Consider the following 26,816-nt stretch of genomic DNA (forward strand, 5'->3'; position numbering starts at 1 on the left):
GTGAAGACAGATGACGATAGCACACGCCAATAGAAACAATAGTCAAAATGCGGATGGTGATATGTACCAAAACGCTGATGAGATGGCGGTTCATTTTAATACAGGCAATCCGTCATCTCTAATAGGCTCAGGTCAGTTTGTTACCAACGATGTCAGCCAGCGCATTGATAGCCACGCTATTGATAAGACTGGTGACAGTAAGGATATTGTTGATGCCAGTACTGCATTATGGTGGCTTGATTTTTTCACTATGGCAGGTCGCAAGACTGAAAACCAAGACAGCTTACTTATCACCACCTGCTTGCCCTATCAATGTTCAGATGCAGAATCATCTAATGCTAATCGCTCAATATCTCAAGCAAGATCTCACCCGTCCTCATCAGCCCCATTATTGGTGCTGATGGCAGATGGGGTCAGCGCTTGTCAGTTTCCAAAACAGGCAAGTCGACTGGTAGTGAATACCATTGCCCACAAAATCACATTAGGGTTGACTGCACTGGCACAATCACAAGATGAGACGTCATCCATCAGTTTTGATGATGATCAAGTCGCCACTATCATCAAAACAGCAGTCAACAAAGCCAACGATATCCTATATTTTCCTCAATCGTATCAACGGGTACCGCCGTTGTTGTCTACGTTATCAGGCTTGCTCTGTATCGGTGACCGTATTCACCTGTTTCATACAGGCGACTCTCGAATATACCGCGTTGGGGTAGATTGTCTGACAGTATTGAGCAAAGATCATCGCGTGCACCGCGGCCAAGACAAAGGAGCGCTTGCTGCAGCTATCGGCGCAGATAGCCAGTTAGAGCTACAACAATCGGTATTTACCCTTCATCAAAACGAATGTTTGGCCATTATGACAGATGGGGTTTATGAGCATATAGAGCCCACAGAGTTGCAATTTGAGCTGTGCAGCAGTGCGACTGATATATTTCAGTTGATGGCCACCACGCACAAATTACCGCTAGGGTTTAACACCAGTCAAGCCGTGTGCGAGCAAGCCTTTAGTGCAGGCAGTCATGATAATCTAAGCATGGTCATGCTGAGTATGAACACACGATCAGCCCATTTTACTTCTATCAATGGCTCAAAGGGTATTGGTCATTTTGATGGCATTGACTTTGATAATCTGGATACGGTCATACATGATGTGAATCGCTACCAGCTGCCAACCGATTTACAGATAGGCGATCATATTGATGGTTTTACTGTGATTGGTATCATTGCTCGTACGGCTCGCAGTCACGTGTACTGGGTGCAAGATGAATACAATCATGACTTTGTTCTAAAATCACCCAGTTTAGACTCTGTTGCCGATGGTCACTATCTGCGTGATTTTCTAAAAGAACGTAAAATCGGTTTGAGCCTATCAAAACATCGCCGCGCAGGAGAGTCGGCTTACAATCAAGCTGATCCCAATCGATTGTCTGTCAATCCTGCATCCAACAATAGTGGTCATAACGTGGGTTCTGGGCTCAGTGAGTCGGGGCTGCTGCGTTACTATCCAGTACCAGCAAGTACCACATACTTATATCATTTGACTGAATATATCGCCGGTGAGAGTCTACGGGACTTTATGGATCGTCATGAGCCTTGTGATGTGTGGCAAACCTTTGATTTACTCACCAAAATTGGCATGGCGGTTCGAGTCATGCATCGCAACTATCTGTTGCATCAAGACATCAAACCCGAAAACATTCTTTTAACCAAATCAGGCGCCGTCAAACTGATTGATTTTGGTTCCGCCAGTTCCTCTATCTTAAAAGACAGCACCCGACCACCAAATGGTGATTTGCACTACGCTGCACCAGAATATTACACCGATGCACCAAAAGGTGTGCATTCTGACTTGTTCTCAATTGCAGTGATTGGCTATGAATTGCTGACGGGACAATTGCCATTTAATACCCAAACACTAATGATGCCAAACCAAACACTAATGATGCCCGCGCAGCCGCTACGGCAGCAGAATGTACCTGACGCCAGCCAACAGGCACTCATGCGTGCGCTGCATGTCAATACTAACGCGCGCTATCAAGCCATTGGTGAGTTTTTACAGGACTTTAACCCCGATAATAAGGCACACAGCCGTGACCCAGAACCCCTCATTAAGCGTAACCCTCTGCTGGTATGGCATGGCATTTGCTTCATAGAGTTTGTCATCATTTTATTATTGTTGGCATACTTTTCATGACACGCTGTTTTGCATTCAATGCTGCTCCGCGCGGCTAAGGGACTTACTGTTTATGTCGTTATCTATATCGCAAGCCGCCACTAGGGTAGATACTCATACCAACACTCACGCCTTAGCATCAGACCATCAAAAAAACGCTGGCATCGTTATTATCGGAGCGGGCATGGCAGGCAGTCGTTTTGCCATTGAGCTTGCTCGCACGCAATCGAATAATGATAAATCCCGTTTGCCAATTACGTTAATCAGTAAAGAGCCGCACGTGGGCTATAACCGAATTATGTTATCACCCGTATTGGCTGGCGACACAGCATTTGAAGATACTTATTTATATGACAACTCAGAGTATGAGCAGCTAGGTATCACCGTGTTGTCTGGGGTTGCAGTAGAGACAATAGATACCAGGCACCAGTGTATTGAGCTAGATGATGGGCAAACACTCAATTATGCCAAGGTAGTGATGGCAACAGGGTCGACTGCTCGAGTCATTCCGTTCCCCAATCACACGGCTAAGGGCGTGCATGTGTTTCGAGACCTTGCCGATGTGACCGCTCTGATGGACTATGCCCGCCAAGGAAAAACGGGGTTGGTGATTGGCGGTGGCGTACTGGGATTGGAGGCTGCCTGCGCCTTGGCGGCACAGGGCGCGAGCATGACGGTCATTCATATGGACGGTTATGTCCTCAATCGCCAATTAGACCTGTCAGCTGCCGAGCTTCTGCAAGCTGAGCTCAGTCGCCGAGGGGTTGGTCTCGCGGTTTCTGCCCATACTGAGGCCATCGAGATGAATGATGCAGGAGAAGTATGCGGACTATCTTTAAAAGACGGGCGCATGCTAGCGGCCGATTTTATCGTGATGGCAGTGGGTGTGATACCCAATACAGCGCTTGCTAAGCAAAGCGGACTCGAGGTCAATCGCGGTATTGTGGTCGATGATTTTATGCATACCAGTTGTCCCAATGTTTATGCGATTGGTGAGTGTATAGAGCGAGAGGGCGAGCTATTTGGAATGGTGGCGCCGGTCAATCAGCAGGTAGATACATTGGTTACGGTTTTAAAAGATGATTTGATAGAAAGCGATATAAATGTGATAGGCAATAAAGCTGCCGTACCAGATCACTGGGTTCCTTTTGTCAGTAAGCCGCTGTCATTAAAATTAAAAGTATCTGGCATGTCGGCATTTTCTGCAGGGCAAATTGCTTTTGATGATGAGGTCGCTGACACCATTGAGACTCTCGTATATCGTCAGCCTGAATTAGACCATTATCACTGTCTGTACCTCAAAGAAAACAAACTCATTGGTGCTGTGCTTTATGGGGACACCAGCGATGGCAGCTTTTATAGCCAGTTGATTATAGATAACGTTGATATTACGTCCATCAAAGACACACTCATATTTGGTGAGGCATATTGTCATTTGGATGAAATCACACTTAACAATTTGCCAACTACGGAAGTAGATATAGAATTTAATGAGACAGACAAGAACGTCGATCATCATAAAGCGGCTGAACTGTTAGAGGATGCATTATGAATGACGCTATTGCCAATGAATCTGCTGCAAGCAAAGTAGTATCAGCTAATAAATCGAACGGCCTACCTAATAGCGTGCAAAAAGCAACAGACTGCGTCATTGAAACACATGATATAAGTGCTGCCAAAAATATAAAAAAAGCACTGACGTCTTCTGATGGCGATTTGATTGATAGCTCGATTGATAGCTCTATCACTACTATCCGCACGACGTGCCCTTATTGCGGAGTGGGATGCGGTGTTTTAGCGAGCGTAAATGAGACAGAGGTGCTGAGCGTTAAAGGAGATCCTGAGCATCCGGCTAACTTTGGTAAATTGTGCTCCAAAGGGAGTGCGCTAGCACAAACACTGGGCACTGCGCGCCGCTTGACCGAGCCATATTATCAAAACAAGCAAGCAGTCATGAAACAGCATCAGCCTATGCAATTGGGTAATGATTTCAATGCTATAGACGTATCCGACAAGCCACTTATAAATCAGACAGACTGGGACACCGTTTTAGATGACGTAGCCAGTCGTTTAAATGACACTATCGCTAAACACGGGCGAGACAGCATTATGTTTTATGTCTCAGGTCAATTGCTGACTGAAGACTATTACGTGGCTAACAAATTTATAAAAGGGTTTATTGGTAATAATAACATCGACTCCAACTCTCGGCTGTGTATGTCATCTGCAGTAGCTGGGCACAAACGTGCGTTTGGTGCAGACCTTGTGCCGGGTAATTACGAGGATTTGGAAGCTTGTGATTTATTGGTACTGGTAGGCTCCAATATGGCGTGGTGCCATCCTATTTTGTTTGGTCGATTTTTAGCAGCCAAAAAAGCCAATCCTAATAAAAAACTGATTGTAATAGACCCGCGCCGTACGGACTCTTGTGAATTTGCTGATTTGCATTTACCAATTGCTGCGGGTACGGATACACATTTATATAATGGGTTGCTGCATTACCTAGATCAGCAGGGTTGCCAAGATGATGAATATGTTAACCAAAGCTTGGGCGTTGATGATGCGGTGAATGTTGCCAAAGCATGGAGCATTGACAAAGTTGCACACGCCTGCCAAGTGTCGGCAGATAGTATCCGCCAGTTCTATGAATGCGTTGCCGCCACTGATAAAACAGTCACTGCCTTTAGTATGGGCGTTAATCAATCACAAAGCGGAACCGATAAGGTCAATGCTATTACCAATACCCATTTGTTCACGGGGCGTGTGGGCAAAGTAGGGGCCAGTCCGTTTTCACTTACTGGACAGCCTAATGCAATGGGTGGACGAGAAGTCGGCGCCCTTGCAAATCTGTTGGCGGCGCATTTAGAACTAGACAATGCCGATCATCGTCAGCTTGTGGCAGACTTTTGGCAGTCGCCTCAACCTATCTCCCCAAACGTGGGTGTCAAAGCCTGCGATGCTGCCGCTGCCATATTGGATGGTCGTATCAAGGCCATTTGGATTATGGCCACCAACCCTGTGGTCAGCTTGCCAGATGCGGATAATTTTCGTCAAGCGCTTGCTGCATGTGATTTGGTAATTGTCTCTGATTGCTCGGTAGACAGTGATACGGTAAAGTGTGCCGACATTGTACTGCCTGCTCAAGGGTGGGGTGAAAAATCTGGAACGGTCACCAATTCTGAACGGCGTATCTCTCGGCAGCGGACATTAATGCCTGCAGCAGGGCTTGCCAAACCAGATTGGTGGATACTGTCTCAAGTTGCCACACGAATGGGATTAACGGGGTTTGATTACCAACATCCTAGCGAGATATTTAATGAGCATGTGGCATTGACCGCTGATGGTAATACGCATAGCCACAGAACATCTCACTCTAATAAGAATTACCCTCGTTATCTGAACCTTAGCAAAGACTTGTCTGCTTTAATGACAGATGAGGTACCAGCCGATAAACCTGCTCAACAATATATTAGCCAGCATATTAACCAGAACGGCAATCAAATACATCAGCCAATCGTACTCAGTCAGCAAGCATACGAAGAGATGCTACCGTTTCAATGGGGTGGCACGCGTATCTCTATGATTGATAAGATAAAACCTTTAGAAAACGAGATTATTAATTCCGCTGCTACTATTACTAAGTCACAGTTAATCGCTATTACACCCTCTAATGAAGCGAGCGTAGCTAATGTGCATCGATATCAAAGCAGGCAAAAACCCCAACTGATTGTTGATAATCGAACACCCTCTAAACACGAGGTTGAGTATGATACTCAATCTGAAAACGAAGTGTTTCATGTACGCCTGATTACTGGCAGGCTGCGTGATCAATGGCACACCATGACTCGCACTGGCCTTGCATCGCAGTTAAATCAACATCAGCCAGTACCGACACTGACCATACATCCTAATGATGCACGGCAGCTAGGTGTTCAAGACAATGATTTTGTGCAACTGCATCGTAGGTATGAAAACTACGGAAAGTATGAAAGTTATGAGAACGGCGTGACCAATAATGGCATAGTCATTGATATCGCGATGAGTACGGCTAGGGATGGCAACGAGCCCGCAAGTACCGTAATGGCGCAAGTTGCCATTAGCGATACGTTGCGCGTTGGTGATGCGTTTATGCCCATGCATTGGAGCAATGCTTTTGCTAGCTTTGCTCGGGTAGGTCCCCTTATTCCAACAGTCGTCGATCCACATTCAGGGCAGCCAGAGCTCAAAAATTCGGCGATCAGTGTCACGTCCGTTCCTATGCAATCATTTGGCAAGATTTTGGTGCATCCTGAGTGGCAAGACGCCGTTATAGTGCAACTACGTACTATTTTGGCCAATTTTTCTGCGCAATCGTCAGAGAAAGAATTGTCTGAAACAAAATGCGAAGCACATTCGAATAATATTTTGCCAGAGGCATTACCTGCACTTACTTGGAGTTTGAGTCATCAAAATAACAGTGTCTTGATAAATCTCGCTAGCCCGATGGTGGAGGCTAGCAGTACCTTAGCGTGCCCCGAGTTTTGGCAGCAGTTTATGGCCTCTATGCAATCATTATCACAGCCAAACTGTCAAGAGCGTGTCATGCATACGGCGTTTACGGTCGATAATGTACAGAATCAATTGCGTTTTATTGTGACGCAATCTGCGCCTGAGACGGACTCAAATAACGCTGCCATAAATAGTGGGTCATCTGATGATGAGAGACCCAGCACACAACTGATTATGGCTATTTATGTTGCTCCAACGCAAAAGCAATTACCGAGTGTACGTTGGCTCGATAGCTGCTTTACGGATACTAGTCAAATACCTGTTAATCAACGATATAAATGGTTGCTAGCGGGGCGGCCTGCCAGCGGCTATGTTGATCCAGGACCTTTAGTGTGCTCATGTATGTCAGTTGGAAAAAATACCATTCTCAACGCTATCACACAGCATGGTTGTATTAGTGCGACGGCAGTGGGTAAGCAGTGCCGAGCAGGTACCAATTGTGGCTCTTGCGTGGGGCAAATTAACGCATTAATCGCAGAATGCGGCCCATTGGCACAAGCTTAAATGATGTTATGGCACGTCGCTTGCAGCCTTTTATATGCAATTACTGGTTGAGTGTTGTGTTATGAACAATAAGCCATTTTAGGGTAGGGGTTTATTGACAACTTTGCTTGTGGTTGCCCATTTTGCTGTATTCACGCTGTTATCAGGAGTCACCACCATGACCAATATATCTGCCGCTACCTCAATGCATGAGACCTATCAGCTAATGGATCAACACTGCGCAGAAAACGTGCAAACTTGCACCAAAAGAGGCACTGTGCATCTGATTGGCGCAGGATCTGGTGACCCTGAGCTATTAACATTAAAAGCGTGGCGAGTAATGCAGCGCGCAGAGGTAGTGTTATACGACAGTCTGGTGTCTGAGGATATTTTGGATATGTGCGCGAGCACGGCTGAAAAAATATTCGTTGGTAAGCGCCGCGCCAATCATGCATTGCCACAAGAAAGTATTAACGAGCTACTGGTCAAACACGCGCTGGCAGGTAAGATGGTGGTTCGCTTAAAAGGTGGCGACCCTTTTATTTTTGGACGCGGCGGCGAAGAGCTACAGGAAGTGGTACGTCATGGCATTCATTTTGAGTCTATTCCAGGTATTACTGCCGCCAGTGCCGCTGCTAGCCGTACAGGAATTCCACTAACGCACCGTGACCATGCTCAATCGGTCAAGTTTGTTACTGCTTGCAAAAAAAATGGCGCGCCTAATAACGATTATAGTGAGCTAATGGACAGCAGCCAGACAGTTGTGTTTTACATGGGTTTGCACCGTTTGCATGAGATGACACAAGGGTTGATAGCAGGCGGACGTGACAGCGAAACGCCTTTTGCTATCATTAGTCATGCCAGTATGCCAACGCAGCAAGTACTTATCGGCACATTAAGTGATATCGCTGATCAGCAAGCTGAAGCAAAACTGCCAACCCCTGCACTATTGATTATGGGTGATGTGGTCACTTTATATCATGAGTTTGCAGACTATAATCTTGGCGCCATGGGTAAAGGTGAGTTTGTTGATGTTGATAAAGTGATAAGCAGTAATGATTTAATACCCAATTTGGAGAGTATTGCGTAGGATAACTATGTTTAAAAGACTGTTATTTTAAGAAACTGTTACTAAGGTGATTATGTGCACCCGTCTAGAATCTTGTGTAGAACCATGTTTAGTCTAGATAATACTTACATCAAGTTTAAGAGTGTTCGATGTCGTTTCAAGGTTGGCTATAGCTAAGTTACTTATTATAGATTTCGTAATTGCTCGATTAACCAACGATGTATGCCACTGTCAGCAGTACGTGGATGCCATGCTGCGATGACCTTAAAAGTAGGCGGCAATGCTTCCACCTCAAGTTCTTTGACCTTATTGCTCGGCAATAATCGCGAAGGATAAAACGCAATCATGTCAGTCGTGTGCAAAATATCTGGTACAGCCGAAAAGCTAGGAACCGACATCACAATATTTCGTTTTAGACCTTTTTCTGCAAACCATTGATCATGAGAGCCGCGTAAATTAGCACGCGAGGGTGACACGACTAGCTGCGCGTGTGCAGCCACTTGCGACAGCGTCAATGGCTCTGTGGCAAAGGTATTTTCACAACCCGTCACGCATAAATGTTGCTCTTCAAATAAAGTCACATATGATAAGTTATCAGGGATAAATTCAGGGAAGGTAATCAACAAATCAAGCTCGCCTGCTGCAATCAGCTGATTGATATTGTCTGAGGCAAAATCACGTACGATTAACTTCAAATCTGGTGCTTCGCGTCGCGTAATATTAAACAATTGCGGTAATAATGCCTGCGTCGCATAGTCAGTCGCACTAATCGTAAATATGCCTTTGTATGTGTGCGGCATAAAAATCTCTGGCTCTAACAAATCTTCCAACTGCTTTAATATATGGTCAATAGGTTGCTGCATCGATAGCGCTTTTGGTGTTGCCACCATGCTATTGCCTTGACGAATAAACAAACGATCATCAAACACCTCACGTAACTTGCGTAACTGCTCACTGATGGCTTGTTGGGTCAGCCCCATTTTGCGTGCGACTTGCGACAAGTTTTTTAGATCAAGTAGCGCCTGCAATACTCTAAGTTGCTTGATATCGAGCCGATTCATACCATTCATAATTTCATACCATTAATAATTGTATCTTAAACAAGAAACGGTTGTTTCTAATTGTACCTGCAAAACGCTATGCTGACCAACATTGCTTAAGTAGCCACTAAATGAGCTGTTAAGCATTAAAACAGGCTCAATACATTCAATAATAAGCCATCAGCTGCTTTAAAAGAGATACTTATGACACAAACTATTCCAGGTACAAAGACATTATTTTCCTCTGTAGCACTTGGGCCTTATACGCTCAACAACCGTATCGTAATGCCGCCATTGACACGCTCTCGTAGCACGCAACCTGACAATATCCCTAATGACTTAATGGCCAGCTATTATGCACAGCGTGCGTCAGCAGGCTTTATGGTGACGGAAGGTACGCAGATTGAGCCAAGAGGTCAAGGTTATGCTTGGACACCGGGTATCCATTCACCAGCCCAAGTTGAAGGCTGGAAAAAAGTCACGCAAGCAGTACATGACAAAGGCGGTATTATTTTTGCTCAGCTTTGGCATGTAGGCCGTGTGTCGCACACCAGCTTGCAGCCTAATGGTGCTCAGCCGGTAGGGCCGTCTGATATTACCGCTGATAACGTCAAAGTATTTATTGAAACAGGTCCAGGTGCAGGTGCATTGGCTGATCCAAGTGAGCCACGCGCTCTCAGTACCGATGAAGTTGGTGAGTTGGTAACGATGTATGCGGCCGCTGCGCGCAATGCATTGGAGGCGGGTTTTGATGGGGTAGAGCTGCATTGTGCTAACGGTTATTTGGTCAATCAGTTTATCTCTGAGCACACCAATCACCGTGATGATCAATATGGTGGGTCGTTGACCAATCGTTTGCGCTTCTTAAAAGAAATCGTCGCTGCTGTCAGTGATGTGGTGGGTGCTGATCGTTTAGGCGTACGCTTTGCGCCATTATTTGCGAGTACGGATGAGACGCGCGTGTATTTAGGCTTGGTAGAGTCAGATCCCCATCATACCTATGTCGAAGCAGTCAAATTGCTTGAGCAAGCGGGTATTGCTTATTTGTCCATTGCAGAAGCTGATTGGGATAATGCGCCTGATTTACCAGACACTTTTTATCAAGCAGTCAGAGAAGAGTTTTCAGGCCGTATTATTTATGCTGGCAAGTACACGGTACAAAAAGCTGTGAACATTTTAGAAAAAGGCTACGGTGATTTATTCGCGTTTGGTCGTCCTTTTATCGCCAATCCTGATCTGCCAGAGCGTATTGCCAATAACTGGCCATTGAATGAAGTAGATCCTACCACGATGTATGGTGGTACTGATGTGGGCTACAGTGATTATCCTTACTATCAAGAATAGCAAAGTACATAAACAGTGACTGAGATAAGGCCATTAATACTAATGGCCTTATTTTCATTTATAAATTTGTGACTTGTTGGATATTCACAGACAGTCAATCTTTAAGCGACAATTATTGTTTTTGTCGCTTAAAGGTTTTTCTTTTATCGTTTTATCAATAGGTAGTAGGCAATGAATCAGAATTCCAAAGACAGACTTATACGCATATTGATAGGATATGTCGGACTTTATCCAACGCTCCTAATCGTATTGACGTTATTGAAGCCTGTGACCCAAGGATTAAGCCTGCCAGTGGTGGTATTAATTGAAACGATAATACTTGTTCCACTGACACAGTTGGTGTCTTTCCCACTAGCAGGCTGGGTCATTGAGCGTCTGAGCAGAAAAGAGTGATCACTTTTCGCAGCGTTCACTGGTACACCATTCTCTTATTCAAGCTCATCAATCAACTGCTTCATTTCATCAATTTCACGTTTTTGTGCTTTTATAATATCATCAGCAAGCTTTTGTACACGCGGATCTTCAATATCAGCGCGGCTACTGGTGAGAATGGCAATCGAGTGATGCGGTATCATCGCCTGCATCCAATCGACTTGATCGACAGTCGCTTGAGATCTAACGCCCCAGATACCAACTGCAAACATCAATACACTTAGACCATAGATCATCAAATTGACCTTGGTCTTTTTATACATATTGGTCATAAATGCCAACATGACGACTGCCATACCGGCACCCATATATAGCGCCATATAAGCTCGGGTTTCACTAAAGTAAATGTGATCCCACTGGTAGGTGTTAAAATACATCATGATATACATGATGACAGTCGATGTCAGAATCATTAAGGTGAATTTTACATAAGGGTTCATATTTTTTTGCTTAGAAGCTTCCATGATATGACCTCCATTGTTTTGTTAAATTAAAATGGGTAGACAGTTAAAACCAGAATTTAACCCCCGCAGTCAAACTACTGCTATCAACTGATTCATTTTCTTGACGTCGTTGGCCACGAGCCTTGCCAAGCGCTGTCTCATAACTAACACCTACATAAGGAGCTAGCTGGCGACTGAATGTCTCGTAAGTCAGCCTGACCTCAGTTTCCATCTCATTAAAGCCTTTGGTAATACCATTATCATGGTCATCTTTACTAAAGGCAGTCAGTCCAACCTCCGGTATGACTACCCAATGCTGATCCAAACGCCATTCGTACTCTGCGCCCAAATCAAGACGAAGTTGACCATCGGTATATAAGTAGGCTCTCGCATCCGTTTCGATAAAATAAGGCGCGGTACCGACAATACCTGCCATTATGGCAGCGTTATCGTTTTCAGTATCGTAAGCGACACCAGCTTCACCATTCCAGAAAATGCTCAGTGGTTTCCAATAAGCAAGCGAGCTCAAGCTATCGATTTCTTTATCATCTTTAGTCTGAGCACTACCTTCCGTGCGTAGTCTTATACGGTTACTATCAGTACCATACCAACCCATCGCTTCGAAGTTGATTTGATCCTCATCAAACTGATAGCCCAAGTCGTCTACTGAGACTCCCCATAATGGCATGCTGCCCATCATCATGGGTTTACCATACTGCCCGTATGGAACCCCATTTGAATAGTCTGGACTGCGAGCATCAGCTGGTGGCTGCCCACCTTGCATACCCGACATATCCATACTGCTGTGCTCCATATCAGACATATCGCCTGACATATCCATGCCGCTGTGGTCCATACTAGACATATCACCCGACATATCCATGCCACTATGATCCATACCAGACATATCGCCTGACATATCCATGCCGCTGTGATCCATATCAGACATATCACCGGACATATCCATGCCGCTGTGATCCATATTCGACATCTCAGCAGCTGCTGCAAAAGATGATGCGAGCAAGACTAGTGATGACAAACCAATGAATGGCAGATTTTTCTTAGATATTTTCATAATAAGCCTCATATTCGAAGGTTTGTTAAACGACGGCAACTTCTCGGAACATACCAGCTTCCATGTGATAAAGCAGGTGGCAATGCCACGCCCATCGTCCAAATTCACCCGTCACATCGAAGCTAATCTTTTGCGCAGGCTGCACCACAATCGTATGTTTACGTACCTGAAAGTCTCCAGATGGCGTGCGCAAGTCGCTCCACATACCATGCAGATGCATAGGGTGGTTCATCATCGTGTCATTAACTAAGGTGATACGCACGCGCTCGTTAGGCTTAATATTGACAGGCGTTGCATCCTTAAACATGACACCATCTAAAGCCCAAATATAGCGCTCCATGTTACCCGTTAAATGTAGCTCAATCTCTCGGGTAGGCTTACGCTGCTCTACAAATATGGCCTCATCGACAGAGCGCAGCTGACTATAATTCAGTACGTCACGATTGATATTACGCAGGTTGATACCGGGATCATCTAGGTTCATACGTGGACTGTCGACACGCATATCAGATTTAAAGTCATACTCGGTCTTGGCATGCTTTGCTTTGTAGCCTTTATCACCCATCGCACCCATCATATCGGCCATGGTCAGCCATTCGATCTGATCCATAGCAGGTATTGCAGCACGAGCGCCTTTCTTGGTCGCAAGCGTGGTCGCGACATAGCCTGAACGATCGATATTTTGGGCAAATATCGTATGTGCATCTTGAGTAGGCGTGACGATGACATCATAGGTCTCAGCCACGCCAATGCGGAAATCATCAATCGCAACAGGTGCGATATCAATACCATCTGTTGCCACCACAGTCATTTTGAGACCCGGTATACGCACATCAAAAATGGTTTGCGCTGAAGCATTGATAAAGCGTAATTTAACGGGCTGTCCTGCTTTTACTAGCTTTGTCCAATTAGCCGCTGTGGTCTTACCATTCATCAGATAGGTAAAGGTCTTTTCGCCAGATAAATCAGTAAAATCCGTCGGCATCATGCGCATCTGATTCCACATTTTGCGCTTGTCATAAGCGGCTTCTAAATCTGTTGCGGCGATATCAGACAATAGTTTTTTGAAATCTGGCAGATGATAATTATCAAAGTCAGCGCGCTGTTTGAGCAATTTCAAGAGATTGTGCGGATCGCGGTGCGTCCAATCACTCAGCACGATTACATGGTCTTCCTCGATAGGATGACGCTCACGGCCTTTGGGTTCAATGACGATAGCACCAAGCATACCGGTTTGCTCTTGAAAGCCACTGTGTGAGTGATACCAATAGGTGCCTGATTGTTTAAGTTTGAATTTATAGGTAAAGGTGCTGTTCGCGGGAATACCATCGAAACTGATACCTGGCACCCCATCCATCTCAAAAGGTACCAGCAAGCCATGCCAATGAATAGAGGTTGACTCATTCATCTGGTTATGAACACGGATAGTTACGGTATCGCCTTCACGCATCTTTAGCGTTGGTGCTGGTAGCGAGTCATTAATCAGTGTTGCCATACTCGACTTGCCATTGACAGTGACGGGCTTCTTGCTGACATACAGATCAAACTCATTCCCAGTTAAGATAGGTACGATATGGTCGGCTTTATCACTGTTGATGGCTACATTCTGCTGGCCTTTACCGAGCGCACTATTGGCAATAGACGGTAGGGTGGACAGCATGGATGCCCCTAACAAGGTAGAAGATCCTGTCAAAAAACGCCTGCGGTTAAACATAGTTGTGTTCATAATAATTCACCTGATTTATATCTATAAAGTGAGAGTCGAGTCTATATTTATCAGCTAAGTATATGACTTTGGCCGCTTATTAATAGAGCTGGATAAGCTATTTAAACGACAACCAAGCTAGATTTGCTGCTGCGGTGAGTCAATAGTTGCATAAATAGCTGTTGAGCCATCTTTATTAAGCTGCATCACTTTATATGGCATAAATTTATCTTGGTATTCCATACCTGGGCTACCGACTGGCATGCTCGGGACAGCAAGGCCAATCGCATCACTTGGCGGGTTTTTTAGGAACTGCGCCATATACTTAGCAGGGACATGACCTTCAAATACGTAGCCATCAGTAGTGACGGTGGTATGGCAAGAGCGCATTTGCTGCGGTACGCTGTATCGCTCTTTAAACAAGGACACGTCTTCGACATTCTGTGCGGTTGCGTTTAGACCATGACCTTCGGCATAACCGACCCATTCTTTGCAACAGCCGCAATTGGCATCTTTATAGACGGTGGCTGAGATGTTTTTTAGGATAGTTGATTGGGTATCTGAAGGAGCGCTGACTGGCATTATTTCAGCTGTTGGCTGCTCCGTTTGCGTAGTTTGCACGTTTTGCGTAGCAATAGTTGGCTCAGTCGCTGGTGTTGATTCAGCAGCAGCGGAATTAGGTTGATTACAAGCGGCAATCGTTAACGATAATGGCAATACCACGATCGCCGAGAGCACACGGCCAGATATCAGATTATGTTCATTAATAAATCTATTAGTATAGCGTCTCATAAAACCACTCCCGAGCGTCTGTCTGACGATTAAATATTATAAAAATTAGAGCCACATCACTGGATAAAATAGTGCTAGCAAAGCTTAAAACTCAAATCGCAAAAAGCAGCACTATTGAGCACTGCATTTTTTACAAAAAATCAATGTTGCATTTCGGATCCATCACCTGACATATTCATCTCACCATCAAATGACATATCCAACATACTATCGTCTAACCGAGTCGTTAGCATGGTGTACTGGTTTTCATTTAAGTCAGGTAGCGATCTAATAAAAGCAACCATCGCCCATATTCTGTCATCATCGTGAGTAGCGCCCCAAGCGGGCATGCCAGACGCCATAATGCCATGTTTAATCGCCCAAAAGCTTTGTCTGGCACCAGCCTCGTTTCGATAGCGCTTAACGATATCCGCCTGAGTAAAGTTAGGAGGCTTTGGGTACATACCGCTATTTAAATCTGTGCTGTTGACGCCAGGAGATAAATGACAGCCTGCACACATATCTTTGTAATCTGCACCGCCCGAGCTGATCATCTCCGCCTTTTTTAAATTGGGAACCAAAATATTCTTACTGGCATGTTCAATCGAGCGTGTGCGGGCAGTTTCTAAAAAATCGTAAACCAGCGGACTATGAGCTCGATCAGCACCGATATTTATCATGCCACTAGTCACCACCATAAAAATGCCCACAATAGCGACAAAGACAGTAAACAGTATTCCTAGTAAAAACTTCATAGGTTTGTCCTAAAAATCCATTTTATTTAATATCCCATTACTGCTTGATCAGCTTCTCTGACAATATAGTCAAGTCTATATAAATCCGCTACAGCGTCATCCTCGCTAAGCATATTAATGTATAACTTGCACTCGGTTTCCTTGTATCGAAATTATATTGAACTGACTATAGTATTGAACTTATAAATTGATATTTAAGAATCGCTATCGCTGCTCACACAGTGCTTTTGGTACATCGCTTTCATTTTGCTCATGTTAGCCATCATGGCTTTCATAGCAGGATCATTCATATCCATTTTGCTATGATCCATTTTTTGCATCATCTGCATATGCTTTTGCATTTTCTCACAGTTCATTTGGTCTTTTTCAGCGTGCATTTTGGGATCGTGTGCCAACGCAGAGGTTGAAACAACTAAGGCTATAGCAGTTGCTACGATTGATTTAGAAAGTGGCATTGATTTGAGCAGTGGCATTGGTTTGAATAATGACATGGTAAATCCTTATTTAAATTGGTATGTAGTCGAAAAGACTTTAAGATATTAAGTTACTTTAAAGCATACTTTAGTGATTCTGACAGAGAGATGACGGTAAGATTACAATTCTGTCATCTTACTATTTATGGTTTTTAATGTTGTCAGTAATCCTTTAGTATGACATCAGAGCTGATATCACTTATCGCTACCATATTTGTTAATGAAGTATTTTTCAGACTGTAGATGTTGATCTTTGTGTTCAATCTCACAAGCCACTCTCGCATCGATATAGCTTTTCATTTGTGAATTTGAGAGCTGAGCATCGTTATGATCCAAGTTTTTTGCAAACTCAGTCACAGCGTCGCAGTTGTTGATGATTGAAGTGCTTAGATCAATCGTATGCGCATTGGCAGTGGTAGTACCGATAAGTACAGATACCGAAAGCAGTACTACTTTTTTGAACGAACCATAAATTTTCATATAAAACCTCTTTCGTAAGTTGTTTACATTGATTACCGATAAAAATAATTCATAGTAGCTAGGGCGTGTCCTCATTTTAAAAATGGTGATAAAAATGAGATAAATTGCCGTCAAACGAGGAAAATAGTGCAGATAATATCGAGATATTGACCAATTATTTGACCAATTATTTGACGATGTTTGGCAAAATTTAGCTGTTTTTAGCCCATTTAGAGACACTCGTTTGAATTGAGGACACGCCCTAAGTATTGGATAGTAGCTAAGTATTGAAACGAGCACCTATGTACCGTTTATATAGATTAGCAAAATAAAACTGACAGTCTGATTACGAGCACATGACATCTTTGTCCGCTACCAGTCAATATTGTCACCTGTGCTGGTTAGAACGTTAAACAATCATGACCGTATTGAGGAATTACAATGAAAGTACTGCTGGTAGAAGATGAATTGAAGCTTGGCGAGTATATAAAAAAAGGCTTAACCGAAGCTGGGTTTATCGTGGATCATCAGCTAACAGGATTAGATGGCTATCATGCATTGATGACGGAAGAATTTAGCGTGATATTGATGGATGTGATGCTGCCTGATGTTAGTGGCTTTGAGCTGGTGCGTAATTACCGAGCGGCTGGCAAGCATACGCCTGTGCTATTTCTAACCGCAAAAGATGACTTAAGTGACAAGATAAAAGGGATTGAGATTGGTGGCGATGATTATTTGACCAAGCCTTTTGCCTTTGCAGAATTGATCGTCAGGATGAAAAGCTTATTACGACGTGCCAATCAAGCCGACTATCAAAGTACGATTATGCAAATAGCGGATCTTAAGATGGACATCGGCAAGCGTACGGTGCATAGAGGAGATAAGCCTATTAAGCTCACGGCAAAAGAGTTTTCCTTACTACAGTTTTTATTAGAGCGCCGCGGTGAAGTGCTTCCACGCTCAATCATCGCCTCCCAAGTATGGGATATGAACTTTGAAAATGATACCAATGTGATTGATGTGGCGATAAGGCGCCTTCGTATAAAAATAGACGATGATCATGACTCAAAGCTGATTCATACGGTGCGCGGGATGGGCTATCGGTTAGAAGCTGTCGATACAGCGCTTGATAGCAAACCATCTCACGAAGCTGGCAATGTCTAATATGAAATATAGGTTTGATAATCGGCGCTTGCCACTATTATGGCGTACTGTGCTATTGCTCACAATATTTGTTGTTATATCGCAGGTTATTATTTATATATGGATACAACGTTCTGTTAAAGGCCATTTCGAGCAAATGGACGCTGAGATTATGACTCATGCGGCTTTTAACTTACGTAAACGAGTGATAGATAGTAGCCCTATAACTTCCCAAACCCTACCAAGCTCTCAATATCCATTGAATAGTCAACAGCCGCTAAGAGCGGCACCTGACGTAATGCCTGATGGAGATACTTCTACCGCAGCGATATCAGATGAAGCTGATCATCAGCATTCTTCTTGGCTAGATTACGATCTAAAAACCATTATCGCTAATAAAGAAGGGCAGATACTGTCTAGTACCCCCAATAACTTTGCTCAAGAGCTAGGGGAAGGGTTTAACCTATCATCACTGAAACAAGATAATGATAAGCAACAGTTTGTGATGAATATCAACAGCCGATATTATCGAGCAATGGTCATTGAAGACGACAAAATGCTTGCGCTTATCGCACTGCCTATAGATGTGCATCATCAGTATTTATTACAGTTCAATCGTCAGCTTAGTATGATTTTGTTCGCGATTACCTTGTTGCTCGTCTCAGTAGCGGCATTGGGTGTGTACTGGGGTTTTGCACCTTTGGCGACCATCGTCCAAAAAATGAAAAGAATGAATCCTGACAGATTGGATGATAGAGTCACGGTCAGCGATATGCCGTTAGAGCTGCGACCACTAGCAGAATCTTACAATTCGATGATGGCCAAGCTTGAAAGTAATTTTGAATCATTGTCACGGTTTTCAGACAATATCGCCCATGAGCTGCGCACTCCAATAGCGACACTCAGCACGCAAACGCAAGTCATGTTAAATAAACCGAGAGCTGGTGATGAATACATTGAGCAGCTACATCATCAGCATGACACGTTAGAGCAGCTGTCGGCCATGATAAACAACATGCTGCTGCTGGCAAAAACCCAAAAAGGATTGAGTGACTCGCAAATCAGTCACGTGGATACGGACCGTTTAATCACCAAGCTCGTTGATTACTACGAAATGATTGCAGAAGACCGAGGTATCGCTATTGAAACCAAAGGTGAGTTCAGCGCTGTTTTAGGAGATAAAAGTTTATTACAAAGGCTCTTTGCTAATCTGATATCGAATGCGATTTATTATGCTGCTCAAGATAGCGTTATAACCATTAGTGCAGATAGAGTAAACTCAGATGAGATGGTGGGTACAATGATAACCAGCCTCCAACAATCAAAACAGGCCGTTCTACGAATCACCATCACCAACCAAGTAGATGAGCCATTGGCACAAAGTGAAGCAGATAAGTTGTTTGAGCGCTTCTATCGACATCACAAGACAATAGATCGCCATACAGGAACAGGTTTGGGGCTATCTATCGTACAGTCTATCGTTGGGGCGCATAATGGTAACGTCAGTATTACTATAAAAGACGATGATTACTTTCAAGTAAGTGTCGAGTTATTAGCGGACGTTTAATCTTTTAGTAGTCAACGATAGATATTCAATCTGAATAGATAAATTTGATAGATGGTTGCCTTGAAAACGAGCTGGTAATGACCAAGTAAATGTATGTCTAGTGCCCAATATAAAGCTAGAGATTATTAAAAGGCAATAGGTAGAAGAGTAAGTCGATAACGAACATAATACTTAAAACACAATCATAAAAATCAATTAGGGAATGACTATGCATATCACGGCTAATTTTGATGCAGGCAACATTGACATTATTAATGCAGATGACAAAAAAGACATTCAATTAGCGATTCGTCCAGATGTTGGTGGCGAGTTTTTTCAATGGTTTAACTTTCGTCTGTCAGGTCAAATAGGGGAGCAGTATGTTCTCAATATTTTGAATGCAGGAGAGGCCTCTTATCTGGAGGGTTGGGAGAACTACCAAGCGGTGGCTTCTTATGATCGTCAGCATTGGTTCCGTCTGCCAACCTCTTACAAAGATGGCAAGTTGACCATCGTGGCAGAGTTAGAATGTGAAACCATTCAAATTGCGTACTTTGCCCCTTACAGCTATGAGCGTCATCAAGATTTGTTGGCCGCAGTGCAAGTGCATCCGCTAGTGACGTTAGAGCATCTAGGCGAAACACTTGATAAACGTGACTTGACCCTAGTCAAAATTGGTGACGGAGATGCTAGTAAGCGCAATATATGGATTACTGCTCGTCAGCATCCAGGTGAGACGATGGCTGAATGGCTCATTGAGGGTTTGTTGTATAGCTTGTTAGATAGTGATAATGCGACTGGCAAGCAGTTGTTAGACAAGGCCAATTTTTATATTGTCCCTAATATGAACCCTGATGGCAGTGTACGTGGTCACTTGCGTACTAATGCTGCCGGAACCAATCTAAACCGTGAGTGGCAAAGTCCAAGCTTAGACAAAAGCCCTGAAGTATTTCATGTGATTAATAAAATGGAAGCGACAGGCGTGGATCTATTTTATGATGTGCATGGTGATGAAGCATTGCCATACGTATTCCTCGCTGGGTCACAAGGGACGCCAAGCTACAGTGACCGTCTTGCTGGACTACGTGATAGATTTTCAGAGGTATTAAAGTTAGCCAGTGCTGATTTTCAGTCTGAGATTGGCTATGAGATTGATGTGCCGGGTGCTGCCAATATGACCGTTGCCACCAATTGGGTAGCAGAGCGTTTTGATTGCCTCGCCAATACGTTAGAGATGCCATTTAAAGACAATGATAATCTGCCCGATGAAGAGATGGGTTGGTCACCCGAGCGTTCTATCAAGTTAGGGGAAGCATCACTGGTAGCAATGCTAGCTGTCGTGGATGATTTACGATAACTATAGAAAAAAAGCTGCAGAAAATAAAAAGCTGCTAATGATGGCCGAGTGTTTTAGTAGTCATCGTTAGCAGCTTTTTTTTATTTTCATCTTCACATTCGCCAATAGCAGTCCTGATAAGATCAACATCATGGCCAGCATTTTCCACCACGTCACTACTTCTCCTGTGAGTAGTACTGAGGTCACCATACCGAATATGGGCACCAATAGCGCAAACGGCATAACCTTGGAGGCGGTATTTTGACTGAGTAAGTGTGCCCACAGGCCAAAGCCAATTAAGGTTGAGATATAGACGATAAACCCAAGTGAGAGCCAAGACTTGAGCGATGCTTCAGTAAATGTCGCTAGCTGCCATGCATCAGTCTCAAATGTAAGAGAAGATATTGTCAATATCACGCAAGCAATGAGACCGCCCCAGACTACCAGCGCTAGCGCAGACAGAGCAGAGGCTTTATTTTTTCCAGTGCTAGATGTAGCAACAGATACCCTTGTTGCTTGCTGCATCGCTTTTAGAGCCGTTTGCTCTGACGCTTTTTCTGAGGCCTGTTTTGATACTTGCTTGGAGGCAATATTACCAAAGCTCCAACCGATGGCCGCAATCAAAATACAGATGAACCCTGCCAAAGGCATATCACCGCCAAGGTTTAACGCAATCACGCTGAGTCCTAGTACACCGACCAACATACCGACGATTTGCATACGGCTGACTGCTTCACCCAATATAAAGTACGCTAGCAATACCGTAATAAAAATCTGAATTTGTAGCAGTAGTGCCGTCAGCCCCGGGGATGAACCCAGATGCATCGCTGTAAAGACAAAGGCATACTGCATGACAAATGTACCGATGGCATAAATAAACAGGGTACGGTTGAATTTAGGCGGCTTTAGAAACAAAACCAGTGGCACAGCAGTAAAGAAAAAACGCAGGGCGGTAAGCATCAGTGGCGGAAAGCTCTCAAGACCCCACGCAATAAAAGTAAAATTTACGCCCCAGATAAAGGTAACCAGTACAGCCAATGCAGTATATATAGGGGACATATGAGCTATCCTAGAGGGTTATTATCCGTTGTCGGAAGTGATTAGATTTGATTGTGTTTGGCTGATATTTAGACTTAGAGTTATAGTCGAAAGGTCACTATATAATAGGACGGTACTAGCACTATAGTCGATTCAATTTAAAAGTAGTACAAGGCAACCGAGTATAGATGTACATTTGATACTTCAAGCGAGGTTAACGCTGTAATACTTTTATAATAGTGGAATGAATATATAAATTTCTGATTGGTCAGTCTAACGATTGAGCCAATACCTCGAAAACTTTTGAATGACTCATTTGCGCCACATTGAACCGCATAAAGTTCTCAGCATTGTCCGATTGGCTAAAAACATTACCCGGCGCCAATACCACACCCTGTGATAAGCAGCGATTGGCCAATTCGGTCGCATTATTATTCTCAGGTAATCGGCACCATAGGAACATACCTGCTTGTGGGAGCAGCCACGGTACGATGCCTAATTTGGCCAATCGTGGTAGCGTATGAGTACGCGCGCTTGCCAGCCGAGTATGGATATCATTCATATGCTTACGGTAGCCGCTATCAGTCAATGCTGAGAACACAACCGCCGCTGCTAACTGACTGCCACCAAAGCCAGTCGCTATCTTTAAATCTACCAAACTCTCAACCCACTCTGTAGGCGCTGCAATATAACCACAGCGTAGGGATGCTGATAACGTTTTAGAAAAACTGCCTATATAGAATACTCGTGATAACCCATCCAAAGCCGCCAATCTCGCCGCAGGCTTGACTTCAAAATCTGCAAAAATATCGTCTTCGATAATGTACAAATCAGCAGTCTGAGCCAATTGTAATACACGGTATGCCGTAGCAGGTGATAACGTTGCGCCCGTAGGATTATGAATGGCAGCATTGGTGATGTACAGGCGCGGCTTACACTCATCTAAAATCGCTGCAAAGGCATCTATATCTGGCCCATTTGGCGTATAAGGCACACCAACCACTTTGACCCGATGGGCAAGCAGCTGTGCTCGAAAGTTAAAATAACAAGGATCATCGACGATGACCGTGTCACCCGGCGTCAGCAAAAATCGAAAAATCAAATCTATCGCCTGAGTGCCTGAATCCGTCAATATAACCTGTGATGGCTCTGCATTGATACTTAATCCTGCCATACGCCGTGTGAGTAATTGGCGCAATGTTAACAGTCCTAGCGGCGTTGCATACTCACTGATAATGGACGCGTCAGCCTTTGCCACATTTCGTAGACCACGGCGTATACCTGCCTCAAACAGCCAGTCCGCTGGTAACCAGCCGCAGCCTGGCTTTAGCGCGCCATCGGGTGGCTCCAGTGACTGCCGCGATACCCACAACGGATCTACCACTCGGTCAATTTTTGGTGCTATATCTGTCAATGATAGCGGCGCTGTAGTTTCTGCCACATAAAACCCTGCGCCAGGACGGGAGTAGATGATTCCCTCAGTTTGCAGGCGTTCATAGGCTTCAACCACGGTAGATGGCGAGAACCCATAATCTTTGGCAGCGGCACGGACGGAGGGTAGTCGCGACTCTGGCATGTAGATGACAGTCGCTATTTTCTCTTTTACGTCAGCCATGACAACTTCGATACGTGTTAGCTTTTTATTCATATTTTTTACAATTTTTGGTAAGGCGAATTTTGTGAAGGTTTTATCTTAAGGTTATAGCTAGGACAATATATGGGTAGGATATCCGAACTGTATGGGTTTTATAGACCAAACAGTTCTGTCTAATTGTACTGGATTGTATATAGATAACCTACTGTACTTTTGTTTTAATCATTGAACGTAAACGATGTAGAGGTAGGTGTCATTCTACTGTGAATCACACTTACCTCAGTCAATTCAATGGTAATTCTTCAAAAAGCAGCGATATATGACCACGAAAAAATATAATAAATATCTGGCCTTTGCCTTATGCGTGATAACGACAAGCGTCAATATCCAAGGGCCGCTTTATGCCGTTTACGCACACAATGATGGCTATGGTGTACTAGCAACTACGATAGCGTTTTCCTTTTATGTATTAGGCGTCATACCTGTATTGTTGGCTTTTGGTGGGTTGTCTGATCGGATTGGACGGCGCAAGACAATTTTAATAGCTTTAGCGTTATCGGTAGCAGCGACGGCTCTTATGTTATTTTATCCATACACGCGAGCATTAGCAGTAGCGCGATTCGTACTGGGTGTGGGAACTGCTCTGATGGCTGCTACGGCGACAGCCTATATGATTGAGCTGCTTGGCTCATCGGATACGATGCGTGCGACAGCGTGGGTGACGGCCAGTACGACGATAGGTTTTGGTCTTGGTCCTGTATTGACGACAGTTTCTTTAATGTTTTACGAAACCGATCAGCCAGCCAGTTTTTTCTTACTGCTAGCGAGTGGGATATTCGCTATGTTTTTGTTATATCAATTACCAGAGACAGCACCTAAACGCACTAATTTGCCCACATCTATGCTACGGCTACCTTATTTTAATCGTGAAGTCATTTGGTATGGCAGTAGTATTTTGATTTGTTGGGCGACGACAGGTTTGGTGCTGTCAGTTATTCCCTCAGTACTGGCCACACATGGACTCGCTAAGTATGCAGGGATATCCTCTATGTTAGCCATCAGTTGTGGATTGATCGTTCAGCCAATCGCCCGAAAGCTTGACCCTCAAGTCTCAAGCAAGCTTGGTCTTTTGATCTTATTACCGGCTTATGCTTTATTGGCTTGGGGGACGTTGAACGCCAATCTACCAGTCATTCTTTTGGCGGCATTCTTGGCCAGTACTAGTTGCTATGGCTTTGTCTATTTAGGCGGTATGTTAGGAGTCGCAAAATCTGCTGGAAATGAGCAGGCACGTGCAAGTGCAGGCTATTTTCTGATGGCATATATAGGGCTTAGTGTACCCGTCATCTTTACTGGTTTGATTGTGGATCGGTATGGTGCTGCTACTGCATTCTACGCCTTTGGTGTGTTTTCATTAGTTGGTGTGATTGTCTTATTTGCCAGTCAACCTATGTTGAGGACTGGACGTCATTCGAACGCCAATTTGCATAGCGTGACTTAAAATAAGATTGATAATGCAGTTTTCTATTCATTATCTTTTTAATTTTTCATGATTAGATTACTTGTCCTTTTTGTTATGTGAATTTTTTTAGTTCATTTATTATATCTGACAGGCATGAGTGGTTCTTTGATGTCATTCATATAGCTCATGTATCTGAATATCTACTACTGCCCAATCCATTCCTTCAAAATCTAGATTATCTTTATGTTTAGTACTATCGGTAGGTAGAGGAATGGCTTCACCGTCTTCTATCAATCCTTTTAGATGGAGCATAATCGCTTCTTTAGCATTATTAGAGATATCTGCACGTTCATCGCTGGCTGAATAGCAACCCACTATGTCTGGGATAAATATGCCATAAGCTGTTGTTTTATTACTTGGTGTAATTGCTATGGGATACTGCATTTAACATTCCTCATGAAGTTTGAACCTAAGTATAACTAGCAACCGCTTAGATAATGCTCTACATAACCTCTTAAATATAATTCACTTTCAAAATTATATTGAAAGTGTTTTAGGTGATGGCTACTGTTTGACCCACAACACTTTCATTACAATGGACGCTATCACGACGGATAAAATAGAACAGGTATCCAAAACTGAAACAATAATTCAAACAATAAGGGCGGTTTATGACTCTGAATACCACTAAAACAATTTTAATTACTGGCAGCACAGATGGCATTGGCAAATTGGCAGCGTTAAAACTGGTAGAAGCTGGGCACCAAGTGTACTTGCATGGCCGCGATGCTGACAAGCTTGCTAGCGTCATTGCAGAAGTTCGAGCAGTCGCGACAGGCGCAGCAGTAGATAATATTGATGGGTTTGTGGCTGATTTTTCTGATCTAACGGATGTGCTAAAGATGGCAGCAGACGTCAATGAAAAACTGACCAAGCTTGATGTGCTCATAAATAATGCAGGGATTTATACTACGGCATCAGCAATGACGAAAGACGGTTTGGATGTACGTTTCGTAGTCAATTACCTAGCGCCTTATGAGCTGACCAATGCTTTGTTGCCTTTGCTCAAGCAGTCTAAGCAAGCGCGTATCGTGAACTTAAGCTCAGCTGCGCAAGCGTCAATATCTTATCAAGCACTTGCAGGTCAAACCCGCCTCGATGATAAAGATGCTTATGCCCAAAGTAAGCTGGCATTAACCATGTGGAGTATGGCATTAGCTGACACAGTCGTTAGCAACGATATCAATGTCATCGCCGTTAACCCAGGTTCGCTACTGAATACAAAAATGGCTAACGAAGCGTATGGTCAGCATTGGTCATCAGCAGACAAAGGCGCAAATATCCTAACGGAGTTGGCCATCTCGGATGAGTTCGCTGACGATACTGGTACATACTTTGATAACGACATCAAAGGTGGCGCACATGGCGATGCAAGAGGAGAATTTGGTCGACCACATGCTGATGCTTTAAACCAAGCAGCCATTGCAGAGCTTGAGCAGCAGACTCAAACATTATTGCAGTCAATTTTTGCATAAGATGCATAAGATTTATATTTTGCGGCATCAATGAATTTCAAACAATTAAACCATTACTAGGGCGTATCTTCATTTCAAAAATGGTGATAAAAATGAGGTAAATTGCCGTCAAACGAGGAAAATAGTGCAGATAATATCGGGATATTAACCAGCGATTTGACGCTGTTTGGCAAGGTTTAGCCATTTTTAACCCATTTAGATGACTATTGATTGAATTGAGGACACGCCCTAACTATATTTTCAAATTTTATTATTAAAAACTTTCTTATTAAAAACAGGACACAATATTAGACCTCTTGCAAAAGTAGTTGTAATACACAACGTATATTATTGAACTCTACTTACTTAATAGATATGCCAAACATAGATAAGCTACTCAAAAAAAA

At 43.7% G+C, this 26,816-nt stretch carries 22 protein-coding genes; 11 read left to right on the forward strand and 11 right to left on the reverse strand.

Going from position 1 to position 26,816, the window contains the following annotated elements; translation table 11 throughout:
* Positions 1-10 precede the first annotated feature (10 nt).
* The 4 genes from CXF62_RS09560 to cobA all read left to right on the forward strand — a co-directional run bounded on the left by CXF62_RS09560 (position 11) and on the right by cobA (position 8,300).
* Positions 11-2,200 (forward strand): bifunctional protein-serine/threonine kinase/phosphatase, encoded by a 2,190-nt coding sequence (locus CXF62_RS09560; RefSeq protein ID WP_322868755.1) that lies wholly within the window; start codon positions 11-13, stop codon positions 2,198-2,200.
* 52 nt (positions 2,201-2,252) lie between these two features.
* Complete coding sequence (locus CXF62_RS09565) at positions 2,253-3,731, forward strand: NAD(P)/FAD-dependent oxidoreductase (protein WP_102094139.1); 1,479 nt, start codon at positions 2,253-2,255, stop codon at positions 3,729-3,731.
* The gene (locus CXF62_RS09570; protein ID WP_102094141.1) at positions 3,728-7,231 is read left to right on the forward strand and encodes a nitrate reductase; all 3,504 of its coding nucleotides are present in this window, start codon (positions 3,728-3,730) and stop codon (positions 7,229-7,231) included. Before CXF62_RS09565 ends, CXF62_RS09570 begins: the two co-directional genes overlap by 4 nt.
* Before the next feature lie 205 nt (positions 7,232-7,436).
* Entirely contained in the window at positions 7,437-8,300 is an 864-nt protein-coding gene (gene cobA / locus CXF62_RS09575; protein ID WP_227522881.1) for a uroporphyrinogen-III C-methyltransferase, read from the forward strand.
* 164 nt (positions 8,301-8,464) lie between these two features.
* Here cobA and CXF62_RS09580 read toward each other — a convergent pair whose 3' ends face one another.
* Positions 8,465-9,349 (reverse strand): LysR family transcriptional regulator, encoded by an 885-nt coding sequence (locus tag CXF62_RS09580; protein WP_102094142.1) that lies wholly within the window; start codon positions 9,347-9,349, stop codon positions 8,465-8,467.
* A 174-nt stretch (positions 9,350-9,523) separates the two neighbouring features.
* On the opposite strand from CXF62_RS09580, the gene CXF62_RS09585 reads away from it, so the two are divergent.
* Positions 9,524-10,663, forward strand: coding sequence for an alkene reductase (locus tag CXF62_RS09585; RefSeq protein ID WP_101204543.1), 1,140 nt, complete (start codon positions 9,524-9,526; stop codon positions 10,661-10,663).
* Positions 10,664-10,834: 171 nt separating this feature from the next.
* Complete coding sequence (locus CXF62_RS09590) at positions 10,835-11,056, forward strand: putative antibiotic biosynthesis monooxygenase (RefSeq protein ID WP_101204544.1); 222 nt, start codon at positions 10,835-10,837, stop codon at positions 11,054-11,056.
* A gap of 35 nt (positions 11,057-11,091) precedes the next feature.
* Here the strand turns inward: CXF62_RS09590 and CXF62_RS09595 are convergent, their stop codons facing one another.
* The 7 genes from CXF62_RS09595 to CXF62_RS09625 all read right to left on the reverse strand — a co-directional run bounded on the left by CXF62_RS09595 (position 11,092) and on the right by CXF62_RS09625 (position 16,797).
* Complete coding sequence (locus CXF62_RS09595) at positions 11,092-11,559, reverse strand: DUF305 domain-containing protein (RefSeq protein WP_101204545.1); 468 nt, start codon at positions 11,557-11,559, stop codon at positions 11,092-11,094.
* Positions 11,560-11,602: 43 nt separating this feature from the next.
* Positions 11,603-12,613, reverse strand: a complete 1,011-nt coding sequence (locus CXF62_RS09600; RefSeq protein WP_102094144.1) for a copper resistance protein B — start codon at positions 12,611-12,613, stop codon at positions 11,603-11,605.
* Positions 12,614-12,638: 25 nt separating this feature from the next.
* Positions 12,639-14,339, reverse strand: a complete 1,701-nt coding sequence (locus tag CXF62_RS09605; RefSeq protein ID WP_102094145.1) for a copper resistance system multicopper oxidase — start codon at positions 14,337-14,339, stop codon at positions 12,639-12,641.
* 117 nt (positions 14,340-14,456) lie between these two features.
* Complete coding sequence (locus CXF62_RS09610) at positions 14,457-15,110, reverse strand: DUF411 domain-containing protein (protein WP_102094147.1); 654 nt, start codon at positions 15,108-15,110, stop codon at positions 14,457-14,459.
* Between the two features lie 140 nt (positions 15,111-15,250).
* Entirely contained in the window at positions 15,251-15,844 is a 594-nt protein-coding gene (locus CXF62_RS09615) for a c-type cytochrome (RefSeq protein WP_101204549.1), read from the reverse strand.
* Positions 15,845-16,038: 194 nt separating this feature from the next.
* Positions 16,039-16,335: a hypothetical protein gene (locus CXF62_RS09620; RefSeq protein ID WP_227522875.1), complete on the reverse strand. Its 297-nt coding sequence runs from the start codon at positions 16,333-16,335 to the stop codon at positions 16,039-16,041.
* Between the two features lie 177 nt (positions 16,336-16,512).
* A complete protein-coding gene (locus CXF62_RS09625) occupies positions 16,513-16,797 on the reverse strand; it encodes a hypothetical protein (protein ID WP_101204550.1) in 285 nt (94 codons plus the stop codon).
* Positions 16,798-17,217: 420 nt separating this feature from the next.
* Here CXF62_RS09625 and CXF62_RS09630 point away from each other — a divergent pair, with 420 nt between their 5' ends.
* From CXF62_RS09630 to CXF62_RS09640, 3 genes are all read left to right on the forward strand, one after another.
* A complete protein-coding gene (locus CXF62_RS09630; protein ID WP_102094148.1) occupies positions 17,218-17,940 on the forward strand; it encodes a heavy metal response regulator transcription factor in 723 nt (240 codons plus the stop codon).
* A gap of 1 nt (position 17,941) precedes the next feature.
* Complete coding sequence (locus CXF62_RS09635) at positions 17,942-19,486, forward strand: ATP-binding protein (protein WP_102094150.1); 1,545 nt, start codon at positions 17,942-17,944, stop codon at positions 19,484-19,486.
* 208 nt (positions 19,487-19,694) lie between these two features.
* Entirely contained in the window at positions 19,695-20,822 is a 1,128-nt protein-coding gene (locus CXF62_RS09640; protein WP_102094151.1) for a M14 family metallopeptidase, read from the forward strand.
* Positions 20,823-20,888: 66 nt separating this feature from the next.
* Here the strand turns inward: CXF62_RS09640 and CXF62_RS09645 are convergent, their stop codons facing one another.
* Positions 20,889-21,860: an EamA family transporter gene (locus CXF62_RS09645; RefSeq protein WP_102094153.1), complete on the reverse strand. Its 972-nt coding sequence runs from the start codon at positions 21,858-21,860 to the stop codon at positions 20,889-20,891.
* Between the two features lie 247 nt (positions 21,861-22,107).
* Positions 22,108-23,487 carry an aminotransferase-like domain-containing protein gene (locus tag CXF62_RS09650; RefSeq protein WP_102094155.1) on the reverse strand — a complete coding sequence of 460 codons (1,380 nt, stop codon included), beginning with the start codon at positions 23,485-23,487 and terminating at the stop codon, positions 22,108-22,110.
* Between the two features lie 265 nt (positions 23,488-23,752).
* On the opposite strand from CXF62_RS09650, the gene CXF62_RS09655 reads away from it, so the two are divergent.
* Positions 23,753-24,934 (forward strand): MFS transporter, encoded by a 1,182-nt coding sequence (locus tag CXF62_RS09655; RefSeq protein ID WP_101204556.1) that lies wholly within the window; start codon positions 23,753-23,755, stop codon positions 24,932-24,934.
* Between the two features lie 132 nt (positions 24,935-25,066).
* On the opposite strand, the gene CXF62_RS09660 is transcribed toward CXF62_RS09655, so the two are convergent.
* Complete coding sequence (locus CXF62_RS09660) at positions 25,067-25,339, reverse strand: type II toxin-antitoxin system HicB family antitoxin (protein WP_101204557.1); 273 nt, start codon at positions 25,337-25,339, stop codon at positions 25,067-25,069.
* 227 nt (positions 25,340-25,566) lie between these two features.
* Between CXF62_RS09660 and CXF62_RS09665 the strand changes: the two genes are divergently transcribed.
* Complete coding sequence (locus CXF62_RS09665; protein ID WP_101204558.1) at positions 25,567-26,430, forward strand: SDR family NAD(P)-dependent oxidoreductase; 864 nt, start codon at positions 25,567-25,569, stop codon at positions 26,428-26,430.
* Positions 26,431-26,816: the final 386 nt, after the last annotated feature.

Origin of the sequence: Psychrobacter sp. MES7-P7E (genome assembly GCF_002863645.1) — a bacterium.
In the GTDB taxonomy this organism is placed as follows: Bacteria; Pseudomonadota; Gammaproteobacteria; order Pseudomonadales; family Moraxellaceae; genus Psychrobacter.

Coding starts and splice junctions, on each gene's coding strand:
- CXF62_RS09560 (WP_322868755.1), top strand. CDS start 11: ATGACGATAGCACACGCCAATAGAAACAATAGTCAAAATGCGGATGGT.
- CXF62_RS09565 (WP_102094139.1), top strand. CDS start 2,253: ATGTCGTTATCTATATCGCAAGCCGCCACTAGGGTAGATACTCATACC.
- CXF62_RS09570 (WP_102094141.1), top strand. CDS start 3,728: ATGAATGACGCTATTGCCAATGAATCTGCTGCAAGCAAAGTAGTATCA.
- cobA (WP_227522881.1), top strand. CDS start 7,437: ATGGATCAACACTGCGCAGAAAACGTGCAAACTTGCACCAAAAGAGGC.
- CXF62_RS09580 (WP_102094142.1), bottom strand. CDS start 9,349: ATGAATGGTATGAATCGGCTCGATATCAAGCAACTTAGAGTATTGCAG.
- CXF62_RS09585 (WP_101204543.1), top strand. CDS start 9,524: ATGACACAAACTATTCCAGGTACAAAGACATTATTTTCCTCTGTAGCA.
- CXF62_RS09590 (WP_101204544.1), top strand. CDS start 10,835: ATGAATCAGAATTCCAAAGACAGACTTATACGCATATTGATAGGATAT.
- CXF62_RS09595 (WP_101204545.1), bottom strand. CDS start 11,559: ATGGAAGCTTCTAAGCAAAAAAATATGAACCCTTATGTAAAATTCACC.
- CXF62_RS09600 (WP_102094144.1), bottom strand. CDS start 12,613: ATGAAAATATCTAAGAAAAATCTGCCATTCATTGGTTTGTCATCACTA.
- CXF62_RS09605 (WP_102094145.1), bottom strand. CDS start 14,339: ATGAACACAACTATGTTTAACCGCAGGCGTTTTTTGACAGGATCTTCT.
- CXF62_RS09610 (WP_102094147.1), bottom strand. CDS start 15,110: ATGAGACGCTATACTAATAGATTTATTAATGAACATAATCTGATATCT.
- CXF62_RS09615 (WP_101204549.1), bottom strand. CDS start 15,844: ATGAAGTTTTTACTAGGAATACTGTTTACTGTCTTTGTCGCTATTGTG.
- CXF62_RS09620 (WP_227522875.1), bottom strand. CDS start 16,335: ATGTCATTATTCAAACCAATGCCACTGCTCAAATCAATGCCACTTTCT.
- CXF62_RS09625 (WP_101204550.1), bottom strand. CDS start 16,797: ATGAAAATTTATGGTTCGTTCAAAAAAGTAGTACTGCTTTCGGTATCT.
- CXF62_RS09630 (WP_102094148.1), top strand. CDS start 17,218: ATGAAAGTACTGCTGGTAGAAGATGAATTGAAGCTTGGCGAGTATATA.
- CXF62_RS09635 (WP_102094150.1), top strand. CDS start 17,942: ATGAAATATAGGTTTGATAATCGGCGCTTGCCACTATTATGGCGTACT.
- CXF62_RS09640 (WP_102094151.1), top strand. CDS start 19,695: ATGCATATCACGGCTAATTTTGATGCAGGCAACATTGACATTATTAAT.
- CXF62_RS09645 (WP_102094153.1), bottom strand. CDS start 21,860: ATGTCCCCTATATATACTGCATTGGCTGTACTGGTTACCTTTATCTGG.
- CXF62_RS09650 (WP_102094155.1), bottom strand. CDS start 23,487: ATGAATAAAAAGCTAACACGTATCGAAGTTGTCATGGCTGACGTAAAA.
- CXF62_RS09655 (WP_101204556.1), top strand. CDS start 23,753: ATGACCACGAAAAAATATAATAAATATCTGGCCTTTGCCTTATGCGTG.
- CXF62_RS09660 (WP_101204557.1), bottom strand. CDS start 25,339: ATGCAGTATCCCATAGCAATTACACCAAGTAATAAAACAACAGCTTAT.
- CXF62_RS09665 (WP_101204558.1), top strand. CDS start 25,567: ATGACTCTGAATACCACTAAAACAATTTTAATTACTGGCAGCACAGAT.